Annotated in this window: 14 protein-coding genes and 1 pseudogene; 2 read left to right on the forward strand and 13 right to left on the reverse strand. The window is 65.7% G+C overall.

The genetic code is table 11. From position 1 onward, the window contains the following. Positions 1-66 precede the first annotated feature (66 nt). From HF203_RS16295 to HF203_RS11880, 10 genes and pseudogenes are all read right to left on the reverse strand, one after another. Positions 67-135 (reverse strand): annotated as a pseudogene (locus tag HF203_RS16295) (transposase); the annotation flags it as partial. 157 nt (positions 136-292) lie between these two features. Beyond that, complete coding sequence (gene qatD, locus HF203_RS11835) at positions 293-1,042, reverse strand: Qat anti-phage system TatD family nuclease QatD (RefSeq protein ID WP_168669962.1); 750 nt, start codon at positions 1,040-1,042, stop codon at positions 293-295. 2 nt (positions 1,043-1,044) lie between these two features. After that, complete coding sequence (gene qatC / locus HF203_RS11840; protein ID WP_168669964.1) at positions 1,045-2,412, reverse strand: Qat anti-phage system QueC-like protein QatC; 1,368 nt, start codon at positions 2,410-2,412, stop codon at positions 1,045-1,047. Then, the gene (gene qatB / locus HF203_RS16300; RefSeq protein ID WP_343043914.1) at positions 2,409-3,290 is read right to left on the reverse strand and encodes a Qat anti-phage system associated protein QatB; all 882 of its coding nucleotides are present in this window, start codon (positions 3,288-3,290) and stop codon (positions 2,409-2,411) included. The genes qatC and qatB overlap by 4 nt, the downstream gene beginning before the upstream one ends. Beyond that, entirely contained in the window at positions 3,290-5,218 is a 1,929-nt protein-coding gene (gene qatA / locus HF203_RS11850) for a Qat anti-phage system ATPase QatA (protein WP_168669968.1), read from the reverse strand. Before qatA ends, qatB begins: the two co-directional genes overlap by 1 nt. An 834-nt stretch (positions 5,219-6,052) precedes the next feature. Further along, positions 6,053-7,363, reverse strand: a complete 1,311-nt coding sequence (locus HF203_RS11860) for a VanZ family protein (RefSeq protein ID WP_168669969.1) — start codon at positions 7,361-7,363, stop codon at positions 6,053-6,055. A gap of 16 nt (positions 7,364-7,379) precedes the next feature. Then, positions 7,380-8,681 (reverse strand): ribonucleotide-diphosphate reductase subunit beta, encoded by a 1,302-nt coding sequence (locus HF203_RS11865; protein ID WP_168669971.1) that lies wholly within the window; start codon positions 8,679-8,681, stop codon positions 7,380-7,382. A 148-nt stretch (positions 8,682-8,829) separates the two neighbouring features. Beyond that, on the reverse strand, positions 8,830-9,279 hold the full coding sequence (locus HF203_RS11870) for a hypothetical protein (protein WP_210424755.1): 450 nt from the start codon (positions 9,277-9,279) through the stop codon (positions 8,830-8,832). 215 nt (positions 9,280-9,494) lie between these two features. Further along, positions 9,495-11,216, reverse strand: a complete 1,722-nt coding sequence (locus HF203_RS11875; protein ID WP_168669973.1) for a potassium/proton antiporter — start codon at positions 11,214-11,216, stop codon at positions 9,495-9,497. Between the two features lie 156 nt (positions 11,217-11,372). Next, positions 11,373-11,603: a glycine zipper domain-containing protein gene (locus HF203_RS11880; RefSeq protein WP_168669975.1), complete on the reverse strand. Its 231-nt coding sequence runs from the start codon at positions 11,601-11,603 to the stop codon at positions 11,373-11,375. 379 nt (positions 11,604-11,982) lie between these two features. Here HF203_RS11880 and HF203_RS11885 point away from each other — a divergent pair, with 379 nt between their 5' ends. Further along, positions 11,983-12,663, forward strand: a complete 681-nt coding sequence (locus tag HF203_RS11885) for a DUF3334 family protein (protein ID WP_168669977.1) — start codon at positions 11,983-11,985, stop codon at positions 12,661-12,663. A gap of 148 nt (positions 12,664-12,811) precedes the next feature. Here the strand turns inward: HF203_RS11885 and HF203_RS16305 are convergent, their stop codons facing one another. The 3 genes from HF203_RS16305 to HF203_RS11900 all read right to left on the reverse strand — a co-directional run bounded on the left by HF203_RS16305 (position 12,812) and on the right by HF203_RS11900 (position 16,692). After that, entirely contained in the window at positions 12,812-13,210 is a 399-nt protein-coding gene (locus HF203_RS16305) for a DUF2934 domain-containing protein (protein ID WP_210424756.1), read from the reverse strand. 276 nt (positions 13,211-13,486) lie between these two features. Then, entirely contained in the window at positions 13,487-15,985 is a 2,499-nt protein-coding gene (locus HF203_RS11895; RefSeq protein ID WP_168669981.1) for an FtsX-like permease family protein, read from the reverse strand. Then, a complete protein-coding gene (locus tag HF203_RS11900; protein WP_168669983.1) occupies positions 15,982-16,692 on the reverse strand; it encodes an ABC transporter ATP-binding protein in 711 nt (236 codons plus the stop codon). Before HF203_RS11900 ends, HF203_RS11895 begins: the two co-directional genes overlap by 4 nt. 256 nt (positions 16,693-16,948) lie before the next feature. Here HF203_RS11900 and HF203_RS11905 point away from each other — a divergent pair, with 256 nt between their 5' ends. Continuing rightward, positions 16,949-18,163, forward strand: coding sequence for a polysaccharide deacetylase family protein (locus tag HF203_RS11905; RefSeq protein ID WP_168669985.1), 1,215 nt, complete (start codon positions 16,949-16,951; stop codon positions 18,161-18,163). Positions 18,164-18,203: the final 40 nt, after the last annotated feature.

The raw sequence follows: 18,203 nt of genomic DNA on the forward strand, positions 1-18,203 counted from the left end.
GGTGTTGGGAGAAGCGTAGGAGAGGGCCTTGGGAGCGTCAACGATAAATGGGTGTCCCTTTATCTCGCACCGCGTGACGACGTGATACCAGAGCGTATCGGAGAGGGAGACGAGCGAAGCGCGGGGACGAGTCATGGGGCATCTCCGCAGGGGGTGTTGAGAGAAGCGTAGGAGAGGGCCTTGGGAGCGTCAACAATAAATGCAATAAATGGGTGTCCCTTATCTGGGCGTTGGGGTGCCTCTTTGATTGTGATTGCGGATCACCATTGCCATAAAAGACGTCGCCCGTCGCCTAGTCGCCCTGCAGGAGCCTCTTGAGATTTGATAGAATCTGCGAGCGGGAATTCTCGACCGACGACCCCACCGAAGAGGCGACCATTTCGACCGCGCGGCCAACTTCGCCGGGTTCGATCGGCTCGTTACCGCGAGAGAAGAAGGGTCCGTCCGTCTCGGTCAGAACACGGTCGATTGGTATTTCGCGCATCACGCGCAATCCGGCCGCAGAAGCGAGCATGTCCTCGTTAACGGAGAAATAGCAGCCGCGATCAACAGCCCTGCGCACATCAGCCTTGCTGCCAGTGAACCAATGCAAGACGACGCTCGCACGATCTGGGGGAAGATGCTCATCGAGCATGTCCAGGACCGGCTTTGTCGCCCTGACGCTGTGTAGACTCAGGATCTTATCGCCTTGTTCAGAGCAGGCTCGGAGAATTCTGCCGAAGACCGACTGTTGCATCTCGAAAGATCGATAATGAGCGGGTCCGCGATCAAGCCCGATCTCCCCGACGTAACGTGTCCGTGGCAAGAGCTTCTCGAACAGGTCGATCTCAAGATGCCGATCAGCGACGAGCTGCGGATGCAGGCCGAGTCCAACCCTTACGAAGTCGCTGTTCGCAGACAGTTCGACATTCCTTTCAAAAGCCTTCGGGGTCGTCGTGACCGCCAAGGTCGCTACGCGCTTGCGATCACAGGTCGCAATCGCTCGCGCGAGGTCGGGATAGAGGTCGAGATGCGTATGGAAATCAACGTAGTCAGGCCGCATAGTCACCCGCCCGGCCGCGCCCGAACACCTTTCAGGAGCTCGGCGACTTCAAGGACGCCACGTCGAAATACGTCGGCATAATCCGGTATCTCATCCGGCTTGTCATGGAGCGGACCGGGCTTGTGGACCAGTATCTTCGCGAGATCCGGCTGCGCCCTGATCCGCCTGGCCATCAGATGGAAGGACCGGACGTGCTCCCCTTCGGGCTGGTCGGACGCCAAGATATGTCCCTTTAGATCCTCAACCATGTAGAGCGTCTCATCGTCTCCATCGAGACCGACTTCGAGCGAAGCTCTACGGATCAGGCACGGCACGCAGTACCCGCAGTGCCGAGGGGAGAGCTTCTTGTAACGCGCCTTCGCCGGCGACGAGCAAGACATAGAGTTAGCCACGATCTTCTCAAGAAAAGATTTGTCGGCGCAGTTCGTAACCATCTCGCCCTTCGTCATGTGCCTGTATGGATTGTTCAGTTCGACATCAAGGGTGAGAGCATCGATTAACCTCTGCATGCTTGCGATGAAGTGCGGATGCGCCGTCCGCGTGCTCAGGGCCCCAAATCGCAACGGGTCAAGGGGTACGTTGAGCGCGATGAGGCCGTTCTCCGGTATGTCGACCGTGGTCCGTCCATCTATCGCCGATGCTGCCAGCGTCGCCAGTGAGTAGAAGAGGAAGGACCGTCCCCGCTGGGTGTTCTCCGTCTCCCCGGTGGTGAGATTGTGCTTGTCGAACCCCAGCCGCACCCGGAGGCTCTTGAAGGCCTCTTTCCCGAACCGGTTTTCCAACCGGTCGAGGATATAGGCTTGGGCTTTGGCAGTCTCGCTGTCCCAGTAGTGACTGACGAACAGCGGGCGTTCACTGCCGCTCAGAAGATCGACTGCGCCGATGAGACTGTCCAAACCACCGGACAGGAGGCTGACCTTTGTTAGCCCGTCAATCGCCAAGCGTTTCGGTGCGACAGCGAGGGTTCTGGTCCTCTTCGTCCGGTCGCGGAAGAAGACACGCCACCGGTCTCCGGAGAGAAAGCGCAACATCGACTCAATCGATCTCGTGCTCGCCGTCCAGGCCGAAGAGGTGGACACCGGGATGTAGAGATCGATCTCGCGGGTCCAGCCATCTTGTGCGTTCAACTTTCGGGAAACTCTCGTGTCTCCAGCGTTGACGAGCGCCGCGAGGACGACAAGGTCAATGCCCCTCTCCGAAGGTTGCAGCCCGAGGGAGGCGAGCTGGTCCAACGCGTGACCGATGCCGAAGCCCATGCGCAGGTCACCATCCAGGAAATCGATCTCGAATACGTCGGAGTCGGACTGGACCAGGTTGATCTTGCCCTTGTCGTCGGGACCGAGCCGACCGATCAGACTGAACCTTCTCATCCGTCGTCTCCCAAGGCCTCGACCAGATCGAGTGCTGCGCTGTAGAGATCGTCGACGAAGCTATCGATAGCCGCCGCATCCAGGTCGCTCAGATCGGTTCCGAGCACATCGAACTCATCGCGCACACAACCTTCGACGAAGTCATGCAACATGGCTTGTGCGCGTTCGACCCCGCCGATATCCGAAGGCGCCGCGATGGCATTAGTCCCTACCTCATTGAGAATTTTGCCTTCGATCGAGCGGCTCACCACACCGATGAAGAACTCGCGCAAATCGTCTGCGGAGAGCTCATCGAAGTTCCTGACACCCGCGGCGGCCAGGTCGGCGACCGTCTCAAGCATCGCGTCCCTCGCGATCGCTTCGTCAATGGTGCCGCCCGCAGGACACAGCATATCCGTCAAAGCGACGAACACGTCCTCGGCGGGAGCCCCCGCCATGCCCTCAAGATTGAACCGCCTCAGCGCCTCTGCCGGACCCTGATTGACGAAGTTCCTCGCGAGGCCGGCCACGCCGCCTGCCACGGCGCGGGAGTTCGGCATACGGCTCGCCGCAGCGCGTCCGCCACCGCTCGCACCTACATATCGGCTCGCGCCACGCCGCAGGGCTCGCTCATCGGATGTTCGCGCACCCCTCGTCATGTTCCCGCGAGCGCCACCGAGAGCCGAACGCTCTGGAACGGCAGGTATCGGTGGGTATGCCTGAGCCGGTGTCGGCCCGGCCGGTGCCTCGCCGTTTTGATCCGGTCCGCCGTTCCCGTCGCCATCTGTGGATTCCGGCTCGGCATTGTCGGGTGCGGCCGCGGGCGGCGACGCGGGCTCGTCGACCCAACTCGGAACCAGCCCGTTTTTGGAGCCGCCGAATGTTCCGGACGTCCCCATCAGCTACGCCTCCGCTTGCTGGAGAGTTTCATCGCCGCGCTCGCTGCAGCGTTTAGCGGCTTGTTATCGTCCTGATCGGCCCATCCCTTGAGCGTCGTCGCAAAGTCCGAAGCTACGTCGGCTTCGCTGAAGACTGACGCCCAGCCGCTGACCGCCCAAGGGCCGAGTTTGGAGACCGGAAGATCCTGCACGAAAGAGAGCAACGGCCTCTGAAGGAAGGGATGCTGACGCGCCATCTCGGCCAGCCCCTTCACGCCCGCGGGCTCCTGGGCTAAGTCTTCTGCATCTCGCACTTTGGCGCGCAGCGCATCGAAGACCTGTTCCGCTTCAATCGACTGAAGCCGAGCAACTTCCGCCGCAGCCTGCTTCACCTGTAGCGGCGAGCCCTGAAGCTTGGCGACGAGTTCGTCCAGTTCGCCCAGGGATGTGACCGCGCCAAAAACGCTTCGCCTGTCTCGGGTTACGAAGACGTATGGTCTGAGATCGTTTTCGGCGAGCGGCGGATCAATGGCCGCCCACTGCTTCGCCCATTCGATGTTTGGCCAATCGGGCAACGAAGTCTCCGTGGACGGACCAGTCGCTTTCCCGTCCGCCGACTTCGTCTCCAGGTCGGAGTGAGGGGCCGCGACCACGGCTTCGAGCGCCGCGAGTTCCTCCGACGCCCCGGTGTTCGCAGAACCGCGCGCCATAGCGTCGTAAAGCTCGGGGGCGAAGCGTTCTGCGAGCATGATCTTGGCGAGTACCGAGATGTTCAGTTCATCGCGGAAGCCGCGTTCCTCCGCGATAGCCAGACGAAGCATCATCGTGTTGATGAAGCGCTTTATCTGCCTCGGATTACCCCGCGCGCCGTCCGCCAGGATCGGAGCGATCCGCCCGGCCAACTCCATCGCTCGCTCTACCTCGACCGGCACGCCGCCTAAGGCCTGCTCGACCGCCTTCCGGTCGAGGCCAGGGCCTTTCCACGGGCGGCGCAATACCTCGCGCGCCAGTGCGGTCAATTTCTGGAACTCGTCGGATTCCTCACCGAAGGCGTTCAGCACCAAGAGCAGCGTTACATAGATCCGCGTCTCGGCATATCCGAGCGAGGGCAGACGGAACGGGACCTGGATCAGCTTCTCCAAGTAGTTGCGAGCATAGGAGGCCGGACCGGTAGCCACGGGCAGGTCCGGGAAATGTTGCCGCACAGCGTATTCGATCATCCCCTCATCCGCCCCGATGACGAAGGCCGCTCGTGGTACGAACAGAAACAACCTGATCGCCTCCAGCGTCTCGATCGCAATTTTCGGGAGACAGCGGTCGAGGTCGTCGACAAGGACCACCAGGCGATCGATCTCGGCGTCCTGTAAGAGTTTGGCGAACTCCTCCCGGAAAGCGTGCATCTGTTCCGGCGCGCTGTCTTCAGCGACTTCGCGCAAGTACTCGTCGGAACCCTTGACGAGCGCGGCCAGATTCTCCGGCGATACGTCCTCGGCGCCCTTCCCGAGGAGAGTTCGTGCGGCTTCACCAAGATCCTTAATCGTGTCGGGATGGGGTATCCCGGTGGCCAGCGTCAAGCCATACGCTCCCGCCTTGCGCGCGAGCTTCATCCAGTCGACCCGCTTCAAGACCTTCTTGGCCTGCTCAGCAACTTTCTGAGACATGGGCCGCTTGCGGAGTAGTTCCTCGACGATCGTTTCGATCAGGACCGCCTTTGCGTCCTCGAAGCCCTGGAACAGCCAGCCGTTGAACCGCACACAGAGCACGCGGTCGTTTTCAGAAAAGGCCTCCTCGACTATCATGAGGACACTGGACTTGCCGGCGCCCCAATCACCGTGGACGCCTACGCTCAGGGGTTCATCCGACTTCTCGCCGACCAGACGGACTACCGTCTTGGCGATCGCTTCATAGTACAGAAGATCGACCGCAGTCTCATTATCCGCAACGATCATCGGTCGAGCCTCACACGCAAACGTCTGGCACGCTCCTGAAAAGCCTCTGCGCCGCCTTCGAGAATATCGCACACCATTTTTCTAATCTCGCATTCTTCAATCGCCCGGAAACATAGGTGGTCGGCGGGAGCGCATTGTGAGGATGCGGGCCGGCTTCGGCAATGATGATTTGGTCCGCGTCAGTATTTATTACCAGGTTAGCATTGTGCGTGACCATGATCACCTAGCAATGCGATTTGGCTTCGGTGAATAGCTGCACTAGTTCGTAAAATACCGATTTCGGGTCTAAATTTTCTTCTTGATAAATGGGTGTCACGGTGTCCATTAGTTCACCGCCTTAGTTCAAAGATCTCGGGCTGTGCAAGACCAGATCCACAACTGGAGCGAGGCTCAGGGCTATCGCATCAAGGATCTCTAATATTATAAGATGCCAATATCTTTTGATATCAGTCTATTGTCGCCATCGTGCATCGAAACTCCGTCCTTATTCCCACGAAAGATCTCGGACTGTGCAAGACAAGATCCGCAACTGGAGCGAGGCTTCGTCTTGATCATGGCGCCAAGAAGCGAGCCCTCGGCGAAACCTCGTCTTAAGCAACGAGTGCAGAACCCCCTATCGCTTTGAATTATATGCAATATTAGCGTAATCGAATATTAGAGGTGCTTGATGCGATAGCCCTGGAGCGAGGCTTCGTCTTGATCATGGCGCCAAGAAGTGAGCTCTCGGCGAAACCTCGTCTTGAGCAACGAGTGCCGCCCCGCCCTATCGCTTTGAATTATATTGAATATTAGCGTAATCGAGTATTAGGGCGCTTGATGCGATAGCCCTGTCGATCAGCCCCGCCCGTCCCGCACCCATCGAGCCCGAACCACCCCCCATCCAATCCACGCCCCACCACCCCCAACCCAAACATTCGTCGGATCGACCCCCAACCCCATCACCAACCGCAGCCCCTCGACCGCGAACGCCAACCCGCCCCCGACGATTACCGCAACCCAGCCACCCCAAGTGTACGCTCCCCATCGATCCGAGGTCCACGGCACCAGCAACACCCCGGCCATCCCATAGAGCCCGAGGTTGAGCACCAGGCTGACCAGGGCGCCGCTCTCGCTGCTGTAGTAGTGGTAGTAGAAGGGCAGGAAGCGGAGTTGCTGGAGGTCGGTGAGGATGGTCTCGGGGTTGCGCCAACGGTCGGGGGTCGGGAGACCGCCGAGCTGGAGTTCGACGAGCAGCAGCAGGTAGGGGCCGAGCAGGGCGAGCGAGGCCCAGCGGGCATGACGCGGGAGCGCGGCGCGGGTGGCGGGGGCGAGACCGCGCAGGGTGATGACGAGCCCGGCGCCGAGTCCGGCCCCGAGGGCGCGGGTGAGCACCGAGACGCCCTGGGAGACGCCGGAGACGAGCAGCACCTGAACCAGTTCGATCGCCAGCCCGAGGGCGAGCCCGAGCACCACGGCGGCGGCGTGGGTGCCGGGGCCACGCCGGTGACGGGCGAGGAGGATGCCGAGCGGCAGCGCGGTGAGGATCTCGGCGAGGCTGCGGGCCAGGGCCCAGACCGCGCCCTGGTCGGAGACCGGCGCCCACAGCCAGCCGAGCCGTCCGGCGGCGGCCTTGTCGAGGATCTCGTCGACGCCCAGCACCAGATCGAAGGGGAACAGGACGAAGCCGAGATAGGCGAGCAGGAAGAGGCCGAGCGCGGCGTCGACGGCGCCCGCGCCGGGGTGGCGCAGCCGCGCGCCGAGCCGTGCCAGCCGATGTCCGACGAGCGTCCACAGCAGGACCCCGAGGGCGGTGCCGAGCAACTCGGCGACGGGGTCGTTGAGCGAGACGGTGCGCGGCGGGAAGTAGACCTGCAGCGCCTCGATGCCGAGCGCCAGCAGGGTGGCGGCGAGGGCGACGAGGAGCGCGGCGCGCGTCGTGCCGAGGCGCGGCGCCGAGGCGGCCATGCCGAGCGCCGCCCAGGGCAGGTAGAGGAGCAGGTTGGCGATCCAGTCGGCGCGCCGTCCCGGGGTGAGGGTGAGCCAGCCGATGTCGGCGAGCCGGGCGAGCGCCTCGGCGGGCGCGAGCGGTTGCAAATCGAAGGGGATCAGGCTGGCGTAGAGGATCGCCAGGGCGTAGCCGATCCAGGCCAGGGTGAGCGCCCGCATCGCGCCCGCGCCGCGCTCAGTCGTCCCAGCTCAGCGCGCCGCCGGTCTGGTACTCGGTGACCCGGGTCTCGAAGAAGTTCTTCTCCTTCTTCAGGTCGAGCACCTCGGACATCCACGGGAAGGGGTTGGTGACGCCGGGGTACTGCTCGGGCAGGCCGATCTGGGCGCAGCGGCGGTTGGCGATGAAGCGCAGGTATTCCTCGAACATCGGCGCGTTGAGCCCGAGCACGCCGCGCGGCATGGTGTCGCGGGCGTACTGCGACTCCAGCTCGACGGCCTCGCGGATCATTGCGACCAGCTCGTCGCGGAACTCCGGGGTCCAGAGGTGCGGGTTCTCCAGCTTGATCTGGTTGATCACGTCGATGCCGAAGTTCATGTGCATCGACTCGTCGCGGAGGATGTACTGGAACTGCTCGGCGGTGCCGGTCATCTTGTTGCGCCGTCCCATGCTCAGCACCTGGACGAAGCCGACGTAGAAGAAGATGCCCTCGAAGATGACGTAGAAGGCGATCAGCTCGCGCAACAGCTGCTGGTCGTTGGTGGTGGTGCCGGTGACGAAGTGCGGGTCGGCGAGGTGGCGGGTGTAGGGCAGCGCCCACTCGGCCTTGCGCGCCACCGCCGGCAGCTCGCGGTACATGTTGAAGATCTCGCCCTCGTCGAGCCCCAGACTCTCGACCACGTACTGGTAGGCGTGGGTGTGCAGCGCCTCCTCGAAGGCCTGGCGCAGCAGGTACTGGCGGCACTCGGGGTTGGTGATGTGGCGATAGACGGCGAGCACCAGGTTGTTGGCCACCAGCGAGTCGGCGGTGGAGAAGAAGCCGAGGTTGCGCTTGATGATGGTGCGCTCGTCCTCGGTCAGACCCTTGGGGTCCTTCCACAGGGCGATGTCGGCGTTCATGTTGATCTCCTGCGGCATCCAGTGGTTGGCGCAGGCGTCGAGGTATTTCTGCCAGGCCCAGTCGTACTTGAAGGGCACCAGCTGGTTGAGATCGGCGTGACAGTTGATGATGCGCTTGTCGTCGACGCGGATGCGTCCGGCGCCGCGATCGATCGATTCCAGCCCGGTGGCGCCGGCACCGGCAGGCGCGACGGCGGGGCGCTCGTCGATCGGCAGCTCGGGCTGGCGGGCGTGGTGTGCGGCGAAGGGCTCGGGGCTGACCACCGGCGCGGCGCCGGCGCTCGACATCAGGGTGGCGTTGTCGAGCAGGCCGCTGCCGGGGCGCGCGCGCGTGGGCTGCCCGACCTCTGGCGTGGGCGGGATCTCCTCTCGGGGAGTGGCATTGCGGGCGGCGGCGAGCGGGTCGTCCCAGTTGAGCATGGCGGGCCTTCCTGTTGTCTGCAGGGGCACGGCGGGGCGTGCCAAGGGTTCTCGGAAGCCGCGCAGAATCCCTGAGACGAATGCCTCTGTCAAATCGTTATCACAATATGTTGAGATAGATAATCTCTATTTGACACTATATGTAGTGTTAGTGGGCGGCTTCCGGGAGTGGCCGTTCGCGCTGCCGGACTGCTGGGGCGGGGGGCGCGGAGGTCTCGGGGAGGGAGGCCGGAGGGGGGCGGCGGGCACCGGGCAGATAGGTCGCGACCAGGGCATAGAGCGCGTCGGCGGCGGCCTCGGCCTGCTCGATCGGCAGTCGGTCGAGGCCGATCAGGGTCGGCTTGACGCGCAGGTGCGACTCGGCGTCGGCGTGGCGCAGGAAGATCGCGCGTGCGGACTGCTCCAGCTCATCGAGGTGGGCGCGGATGACTGCGTCGCAGCACTCGGGCAGGGTGACGAAGTCCCACAGCACGTCGGCCCGCTGTTCGCTGTAGCGGATCACCACATAGGGCGTCTGGGTCTGACGACAGGCGTGGAACCAGTCGCTGTCGGCAAAGGGGGCGCTGGCCTCGACGCGGTCGAAGGGGGCATCGAACATAGCGAATTCCTGATCGCTTCCTTTCATAACGGTTTGGGGATCGCCCCGGACAGGAGATGGCGCTCCGGCCTGATCGACAGGCGTATCGGCTAGGGCCGGGGCGGTTGGGACTGGCCGATGTCAGCCCGTTAACCTAAGACTCCGCTCGTCGCCGATCAATACCAATCTGATGTTACGTGAGCTGAGTCTCGGCAAGTGTGGCGTCAATCTGCCGTTCAACCCGTGCGCGCGAGCTTGAGACCCACCTTGGTCACGCGGTCGCCCTCGACCTCGCGAACGACCAGTGCCATCTGGCCAAGCTCCAGTCGGTCACCGACCACCGGATGCTCATGACTGCGGCGGATCAGGGCATCGAGGGAGAGTTCACGATCGGCCGGGTCGATGGCCATGCCATAGACCGCCGAGACCGCGCCGAGCTGTGCCTCGCCATCGAGTACGAAGTCACCGAAGAAGGCCCGTTCGGTGAGTCGCTCGGGCACCGGGGTGGCGACAAACAGATGATCGAGCCCGGGCAAGGCCCTGGCCTCGGCCATCAGATAGAGATAATCGCCGGCCTTGAGGTCGGCCAGGCCATCGGCCTCGATCAGCTGGCGCTCGCGTACCACCGCCACCGGACGTACCCCGGCGGGGAGGTGCGGGGCGCGGCGTTCGAGTAGTACCGGGGCGTCGGCGGCAAGGCGGTAGCCGACCAGCTCCAGCTCCTGTTGGCCAGGGATGTCGAGTTCGACGCGCTGCACCACATGCGTGGTGGGCGGCACCTCCAACCCCAGCGTGCGGGCCGCGCTGGCTACCGTCCACCCCTGGACCAGCAGCGACACCAGCACCACGAAGAAGACGATGTTGAAGTAGGTGTCGGCGTGTTCGACCCCGGCGAGCAGCGGGAACAGGGCGAGGATGATGGGCACTGCGCCGCGCAGCCCCACCCAACCGATAAAGGTCTGTTCCCGCCACGGGAAGCGGAAGGGCAGCAGGCACAACCACACCGCCAGCGGGCGGGCGACGAGGATCAGCACCGCCGCGAACAGTAGGGCGTCGCCGGCGACCGGCAACAGGTGCGAGGGCGTGACCAGTAGACCGAGCATCAGGAACATGCCGATCTGCGCGAGCCGGGCGACACCGTCGTGGAAGCGCTTGATGTTCTGGGTCGATTCCAGTGGGCGGTTGCCGATCACCAGTCCGGCGAGATAGATGGCGAGGAAGCCGCTGCCGCCGAGTACCGCGGTCAGGCCGAACAGGGTCAGCCCGCCGGCCATCACCGCCAACGGATGTAGCCCGGGTGACATCGCCAGGCGGTTGATCAGCGCGGTGAGGGCGAAGCCGCCGGCCAGACCGATCAGCGCCCCCAGCCCCATCTGGCGGGCGAACTCGGTGAGCATGACCAGCCCGAAGCCCTGTTCGTCGCCACCGACGATCAGCTCGATCAGGGCGATGGTGAGAAAGACCGCCATCGGGTCGTTGCTACCCGACTCGATCTCCAGGGTGGCGCCAACACGCTGCTTGAGTTCGAGCCCGCGCGAGCGCAGCAACGAGAACACCGCTGCAGCGTCGGTCGAGCCGACGATGGCCCCCAGCAACAGCCCCTCGAGCCAGTTCAGTTCCAGCCACCAGGCGGCGAACAGTCCGGTGAGGGTCGCGGTGATCGCCACCCCCAGGGTGGCTAGCACCAGGGCTGGGCGCAGTCCTACCCGGAAGTGCTTGATCGGGGTCGCCAGCCCGCCGTCGAAGAGGATGATGGCCAGCGCCAGGCTGCCGAACAGGTGGGCTGTTTGCACGTCGTCGAAGGCGATCCCGCCCGGTCCCTCCTCGCCGAGGAGCATGCCGATGAGCAGGAAGACCAGCAGCAGTGGCGCGCCGATACGGTTGGAGAGGACGCCAGCGAGCACGCTGGCCAGCAGGACGGCCGAGCCGAGAAGGATGATCTGATTGGTGAGGTCCATAGACCTCTAAGAATATCGAAATCGTCGGGTCGATGTCCGGGTTGCCGCAACCCGGCCGGTGATCGGCTGCCAACCACCGGCCGCCGGTCCCCTGCCTGTCGCCGTGTCGGGAGTGATCGACGTGACCCGGGCAGAGGTCGGCGGCCGACGGCAGAGTCAGCGTCCCTGTGATTTCTGATCGCGATCGTAGAGATAGCCGCCGAGCGCGCCGGCGCCGGCGCCGATCAGGGCACCCTTGCCGGCGTCGCCGCCGAACGAGCCGATGGCGGCCCCGGTGGCGGCGCCGAGTGCGGCACCGCTGCCGGTGCGCGAGGTCGTGGTGGTACCGCAGGCCCCGAGGGCGAGCGCGGCGATGAGTGCGGTCGGGATCAACGCATAGCGGTACATTTGGGGTCTTCCTTTGCAAGTGATTTGGGGAGTGGGAGTGTGACCCTTGCGAGTCACCGTGTCCCTGGTCGCTAGCTTGGTGCCAGGGTGGCGGCGGCGCAAGTGCTCGCGCCATACGCTCCACCTGATTCCGACAGCCGAGGACCGTGTGGGTTCGCCGCCAGGCTTGGAGCCCTTGCCGCGCTCCACTATAGTTCCAAGCAATGACGGATCACGCGCCGGGTGGATGGAAGCCGTTCCCCCCACGCGCGACCGCTCGGTGTGCGGCGCCGCGCACCGGCTTTCGAGCCAGCCGGTCTGCCCCAACCTTGGGGGAGACCACACCTCAGACCTCGGTGCGGATGATCCGGGGTCGCCCACCCAGCTTGAGACGATTCTGGTGGCAAAACCAAAGACTATTTCGACAGACGACGTCCTGGTGATGTTGTGCAGTTCGGTCACGAAGGTGCTCTCCACCGCCACGGGCAACCAGATTGCCTACTCACCCATGGTGCAGAAGATCACCCGCACCTGTCTGCGTCCGGACATCGGCTGTTTCGTGTTGTTCGACGGTGGATTCTCGGGATTGGTCATCATCAACTTCTCGTCGCAGGCGGCGATGGAGATCTACCGCTCCTACATGACCAACATGGGGATCTCCGAGTCGGAACTGGCCACCGTGCACACCTCCGACGAGGTGGCCAACATGCTCGGTGAGCTGATGAACCAGATCGTCGGTGACTTCACCGGTAACGTCGGTCGTGATCTGCAGGTCTCGATCAACCAGAACCAGCCGAAGATGCTCACCATCAACAAGGAGGTGATGGTCAGTATCGACACCAACCTCGATCGCCCGCAGGCGCGTCGCGTCGCCTTCACCACCGCCCGTCGCAACGTCTTCTACATGGAGTTGGCGATGGACAAGACCGAATTCCTCAAGCTCCACGAGTTCGAGCGCGAGGAGGTCGATCCCGACCGCATCCTCGCCGAGCAGAAACAAAGCAGCGGTGCGGCTGCTCAGGGTGCTCCTCAGCAGTCGGCGCTGGTCGATACCGACCTGCTCGAGGAACTCGGCCTCTAACCCCCTTCCTTCGCGTTTTGGTGACTCCGGTGCCGGGCGGGCGTGTCGCGCTCGTCGCACCGGTGGGTCCACCGGCCTCTGCCCGCAGTCCGTTCGGCCTCGATCCGAGCTGGCGCCCGGTGCATCCCTGCACCGCGTCGGTGATGGCTCAGCCGCGCCCGGTGATCTGGGCGTGGGCGAGCATGGCGTCGATCTCGCGTTCGGCCTCCGCCCAGTCCTCGCCTTCGTGCCCTGGTGCGAAGCCACGGTGTTCGGCCTTGTAGTAGGCCGCCTCGCGGATCATCGCCTGGCGGTGCTCGGGATCGATGGTGAGGAACTGGGTTGGCGGGGTGTAGCTTGGTGGGGGCGTCGGCACCGCGCTCGGGCGAGCAGGTGGCGGCGGGGTGGTCTTGGGCTTGGTCGTGGTGCGCGCGCGGGTGGCAGGCGTCTTGGTCGTGCTCGCGGCGCTAGCGCGTTTCTTGCGCGGGGTTGCCGGCTTGGCCGCGGTCTTCTTGGCCGCAGCCTTGTCGGTGCTCGCGGCCCGCTTGGGAGCGGTCTTCTTGGTCACGATCTTTTTCTCTTCAGCCATATCTCACACTCGCTTGTGGATTCCTTCTCGGTTCGACCTTTGGGGCCGCACCCTTTCGGTTTAGCTGAACGGGTGGGCACCGGCAAGGCGTTCACCCGTCGCAGTGGAGCGGGTCCGGGGCGAGGTCGGAGCGGTTGCCGCGGCCTGGCCGATGACGACCGACATCGCCTCGAGACCTCCATAGAATACACATAATCGACCCCTGGCCGGAGGACGTCCAGGGCGCTGGCGATAGGCGTGCGCACCGGCCCTGGATCAGTCGCCGCGCAGGCCACGTGCTGGTGGCTCGCGACCTGCGCGCAGCGCCGGGGGCAGGGCCGCGAAGAGGGCCGCGCCCCACGCGAGCAAGGGGCCGGAGAGGAGAGCCGAGGCCGGGATCTGCAGGGCCATGCTCCAGCCGAAGGCGCGGACGTTGATGATGCGGATCAGCAGTTCGCCCATCACCAGCCCAAGCGGGATCGCGAGCAACCCGGCCGTCAGTCCGAGGATCGAGCCTTGTGTGAGTAAGGTCAGGGTCAGGGAGCGTCGGCTCATTCCGGTGGCGCGCAACAGCGCATGGGTGCGACGACGCTCGAGCTGGAGCGCGAGCAGGGCGCTGAGCACGCCGACGAAGGCGACAGCGAGCGCGAGCAGGCGTAGGACCTCGGTGATGGCGAAGGTGCGATCGAAGATCTCCAGGGTGAGCGTGCGGATCTCACCGCTGGCAGTCAGCAGCAAGGTGCGGTCGTGGGCCTCGGCGAGCGTCCGTACGCGCTCGCGCACCCGTTGCGGATCGCCGTCGGGGGTGAGGCTCAAGGCGAGCGAGCCGAACCCGATCTCGTCCCAGTACGCGTGCGCCTCGCGGTAATCGAGCATGAGTAGGCCGCGATCCGAGCCGTAGTCGCGAAATATTGCGCCGAGGTTGAAGCGGCGCCAGCCGACGGGCGTGGCCAGTTCGATGTGGTCGCCAGGGGCGAGACGGTGATGATGGGCATAGGGCTCGGAGACGAGGATGCGTCCAGCCGCCCAGGGGTCGCCGTCGAGTTGCGCGAGCAGCATTGGGCCGGTGGCGTCGGGGGCGGGGCGGTCGCGCACCAGTAGGGTTGCCTCGCCCGTGCCGGTGGTGACCGCCATGCGGCGCGCGCGGATCACCGAGGCAAGGTCGCCGGTGGCGCCGAGCGCGTCGTCGAGCCCGGCGGGGAGCACCGCGTCGCGGGTGTCGGTGGTGACATAGAGTTCGCCCTCCAGGGTGTGATCGAGCCAGTCGATCACGCTGTGACGGAAGCTCTCGATCATCACCCCGATGCCGACACTGGTGGCAACGGCCAGGGTCAGGGCCGCGGCGGCGATGCCGGTGCGGGCGACCGATCCGGCCACCGCGCGCGCGGCCAGCACCAACGCCAGGGGCGCGGCGAGCCGGGTGCCCACTTCGGCGAGCGCCGTGGCCGTCACCCGCAGCAGTGCCGGGACGCACAACACCGACCCAAGGACCACCAGCAACAGCAGCGCGAAACCTTGCGCCAGCGATGTCCCGGGTACGAGGGTGGCGAGCCAGCCGCCGAGAGCGATCACCCCGCCGAGACCGGCGAGTGGTCCGGCCCAGCCGTGGGCGCGTCGCTCCAGCCCCTGGGCGCGCATCGCCTCCCGAGGGGTGACGGCGGCGGCCTCGAGTGCCGGGGCGAGTGCCGCGCCCAGGGCGACGAGCAATGCCATCGCGACGCCGAGCAGCAGGGTCTCGGGGTCGAGCGCGAGCCGGGTGACCTCGAGGCGGAAGTACAGGTCATCGATGGTGCGTGCGACCAGTTGCACCAGTCCCTGACCGGCGAGCAGCCCGAGCCCAATCCCGAGCACGGCGCCGATCAGCGCCAGTCCCAGGGTCTCGACGAGGATCAGTGCGGCCACCCGCGCGCGGGTGGCGCCGAGCGCGCGCAGCATGCCGAGCTGGGGGCGGCGGCGCACCACCGCGAAGGTTTGGGTGCTATAGACGATGAAACCACCGACCAGTAGTGCGATCAGGCTCATCGCCAGCAGGTTGATGCGAAAGGCGCGGGTCATCTCGTGGAGTGCCGCGCCACGGCCGGCGGTGGCCCGTAGCTGGAGTTCGGGGGGCAGGGTGGCGGCGATCTCGGCGCCGGCCTCGGGCGGTAGTACCAGATCGATCCGATCGACCCGGCCAGGGCGCGCGGCGAGTGTCTGGGCGGTGGCGAGATCGGCCAGCGCGATACCCTCGAGCCCTTGATCCAGTACCCCGGCCAGGTGCGCCTGGTATAGCTGCCCGCCATGGCGCAGCCGCAGCCGGTCGCCGGGGGCTACACCGAGACGGCGGGCATCGGTGGCGCCGAGCAGCAGTGCGCCGGGCTCGGTGAGTAGGGTGACGAGCCGCGCCGGGTCGGGGCGTGGCGTGGTGGCGAGCGCCGCGCCGCGTAGCGCGTCGGCCTGGAGCAGGTCGATGCCGAGCAGGGTGAAACCCTCTCCCTCGAGGCGCAGCGGCTGCTCGATCACCGCCGTGGCCGGGTAGGGACCGAGACGCTGCAGCAATCGTGCGGCGGTGGCATCGGTGATGCCTTCGCCCGCGCCGCGCGGCTCGATACGATGGCTGGCACGGCCGTCGAGCTGCTCGACCGAGAGCGTGATGGCACGGCGCGCGCTGTCGTTGGCCAGACCCACCGCGACCACCACCGCGACCCCGAGGGCGATGCCCAGGACCGTGAGTCCGGCCTGCCAGGGCTGGCGCGAGAGCTGGCGCAGACCGAGATGGATGAGGATCGGGCTCACCAGGACAGTGCCGTGTCGTCGGCGCGCAGCCGGCCGCGCTCGAGGGTCAGTACGCGGTCGGCGATTGCCGCCACCGCGCGGCTGTGGGTGACCAGCACCAGGGTGCGGCCGTGCTCGCGGAACAGTGCTGCGAGCAGCTCCAGCACCCGTGCGCCGGTGTCGGCGTCGAGGTTGCCGGTGGGCTCGTCGGCGAGGATCAGCGCCGGTTCGTGGATCAGTGCGCGACCGATCGCCACGCGTTGCTGTTCGCCGCCGGAGAGCTGGTCGGGGAAGGCGTTGGCGCGCCCACCGAGACCGAGTCGCTCGAGCATCGCGGCGATGCGGGGGCGGGCGTCGCGGGCGCGGACGCCGTCGAGCGCCAGCGGCAGGGCGATGTTCTCGGCCACGGTCAGTTCGTCGATCAGATTAAACGACTGGTAGATGAAGCCGATGCGGCGGCGGCGCAGCCGGGTCAACGCCGGTTCGCCGAGGGTCGAGAGCCGTGTGCCGGCGACCTCCACCCAGCCGCGATCGGGACGGTCGATGCCGGCGAGCAGGTTGAGCAGCGTCGACTTGCCCGAGCCGCTGCGCCCGAGCAAGGCCACGCACTCGCCGGCACGGGCGCTGAGGGCGACGCCCTCGAGCACCCGCCGCTCACCGTGACCGCCGGCCTCGCGGTAGTGACGGTACAGGTCGTGGGCGCACAGCTGGGGGCTGGTGTCGGACATGGCGTCTCGAGCTGATCGCTGGTCGGCTGTCTCCCGGCGAGATGGTGGGTGCGAGACGCCGGCACAAGGGGGTGGAGCGGCTCTATCGATGGGGTTGGATGAAATGGGGCACGAGCGGTCGTCATCCGCGCGTAGTATGTCTGCCCCGGACCCTCTGTTATGCTCTAGGGAAGGTCGCCCGGTATCGTCCGGGACGCGCCGGACACCACGGCCGGATGCCGTCGGTCGCCCATCACCCGTCGCGGGGTCGCTCGTCATGACTGTGCACCATGCGCTCGTGCTCAACCTGCACCAGCCCACCGGCAACCTCGAGCAGCTGCTCGAGCGCCAGCCCTGGGAGGCGCGTGAGATCCTCTTCGCGCTCGATCGCATCCCGCGTACTCTGTGGGGACACGAGGCGCTGGCGCGGGTACACCTGGCGCTCTCTGGCTCCCTGCTCGCGACCCTCTCTGACCCCGCTTTCCAGCAGCGTGTCTACGGCGTCGTCGACTGCGGCTCGCTGCTCTGGCACCTGCAAAACCAGCGGCTGTTCGAGATCCTCGGCACCGGCTATTACCACCCGGTGCTGCCGCTGATCCCCGAGGCCGATCGTCTGGAGCACCTCGAGCGCTGGCTAGGACTAGCGCGCCATCTGTTCTGGCGCCCACGCTTCGACGGCTTCTGGCCGCCGGAGATGGGCTTCTCGATGGCGCTGATCCCGCAGCTGCGCGCCGCCGGTTATCGCTATGTGCTGGTCGACAGCGAGCACGTCGAGCCGGTCACGCCGATGAGCTGGCAGGCGCTGCGTTACCGCCCGCACATCGCCCGTTACGGTGGCGCCGAGATCGTGGTGGTGGTGCGCGACCGCGAACTCTCCGATGCCCAGGAGTCGGGGATGGAGGTCGACTGGTTCCTGCGCGAGGTGGCCGAGCGCACCAAGTGGTGCGACTTCGAGCCGTTGGTGACCACCGCCACCGACGGCGAGAACGGTGGCTGGTTCCGCAACGTCACCCCTGGCGCGAACTTCTGGAGCGCCTTCTACCTGCCGCTGCTCGAGCGCGTCGGCGCCGGGGATGCCGCACTGGTGCCGACCTTCATCGGCGATTACCTCGAACATCACGGCTTCCACGGCGAGGTGCGGGTGCGTACCGGGGCCTGGAACACCGGCTGGCACCATGGTCGCGACTTCACCCAGTGGACCGGCTCGGCGCGTCAGCGTGCGGCGCTCGCCGACTGTGCCTGTGTCAGCACAGCGCTGCACCAAGCCCGCTGGGCCGCCGGCGAGCGCGATGACGGTGAGGCCCTGCCGGTGCTGGAACAGGCACTGAATGCCTTGTTGCGCGCCGAGACCAGCTGCAATTTCTATTGGGGCGAGGACTGGGTGGAACGGGCCGAGGCCGATGTGGCGGCGGCGCGCGCAACCCTGGCCACCCTTGGTATCGAGCCTGCGGTGCCGACCGAGTCGTCGCCCGACCCCGTCCCGGGCGGTTGAGTCCCGGGGTGGCGTGGTGGTATCACCGCTGCGCAGGATC

It is taken from the genome of Marichromatium bheemlicum (assembly GCF_012276755.1).
Lineage (GTDB): Bacteria > Pseudomonadota > Gammaproteobacteria > Chromatiales > Chromatiaceae > Marichromatium > Marichromatium bheemlicum.

Coding starts and splice junctions, on each gene's coding strand:
- HF203_RS11870 (WP_210424755.1), bottom strand. CDS start 9,279: ATGTTCGATGCCCCCTTCGACCGCGTCGAGGCCAGCGCCCCCTTTGCC.
- HF203_RS11900 (WP_168669983.1), bottom strand. CDS start 16,692: ATGTCCGACACCAGCCCCCAGCTGTGCGCCCACGACCTGTACCGTCAC.
- qatB (WP_343043914.1), bottom strand. CDS start 3,290: ATGGGGACGTCCGGAACATTCGGCGGCTCCAAAAACGGGCTGGTTCCG.
- HF203_RS11875 (WP_168669973.1), bottom strand. CDS start 11,216: ATGGACCTCACCAATCAGATCATCCTTCTCGGCTCGGCCGTCCTGCTG.
- qatC (WP_168669964.1), bottom strand. CDS start 2,412: ATGAGAAGGTTCAGTCTGATCGGTCGGCTCGGTCCCGACGACAAGGGC.
- HF203_RS11880 (WP_168669975.1), bottom strand. CDS start 11,603: ATGTACCGCTATGCGTTGATCCCGACCGCACTCATCGCCGCGCTCGCC.
- qatA (WP_168669968.1), bottom strand. CDS start 5,218: ATGATCGTTGCGGATAATGAGACTGCGGTCGATCTTCTGTACTATGAA.
- HF203_RS11860 (WP_168669969.1), bottom strand. CDS start 7,363: ATGCGGGCGCTCACCCTGGCCTGGATCGGCTACGCCCTGGCGATCCTC.
- HF203_RS11865 (WP_168669971.1), bottom strand. CDS start 8,681: ATGCTCAACTGGGACGACCCGCTCGCCGCCGCCCGCAATGCCACTCCC.
- qatD (WP_168669962.1), bottom strand. CDS start 1,042: ATGCGGCCTGACTACGTTGATTTCCATACGCATCTCGACCTCTATCCC.
- HF203_RS11905 (WP_168669985.1), top strand. CDS start 16,949: ATGACTGTGCACCATGCGCTCGTGCTCAACCTGCACCAGCCCACCGGC.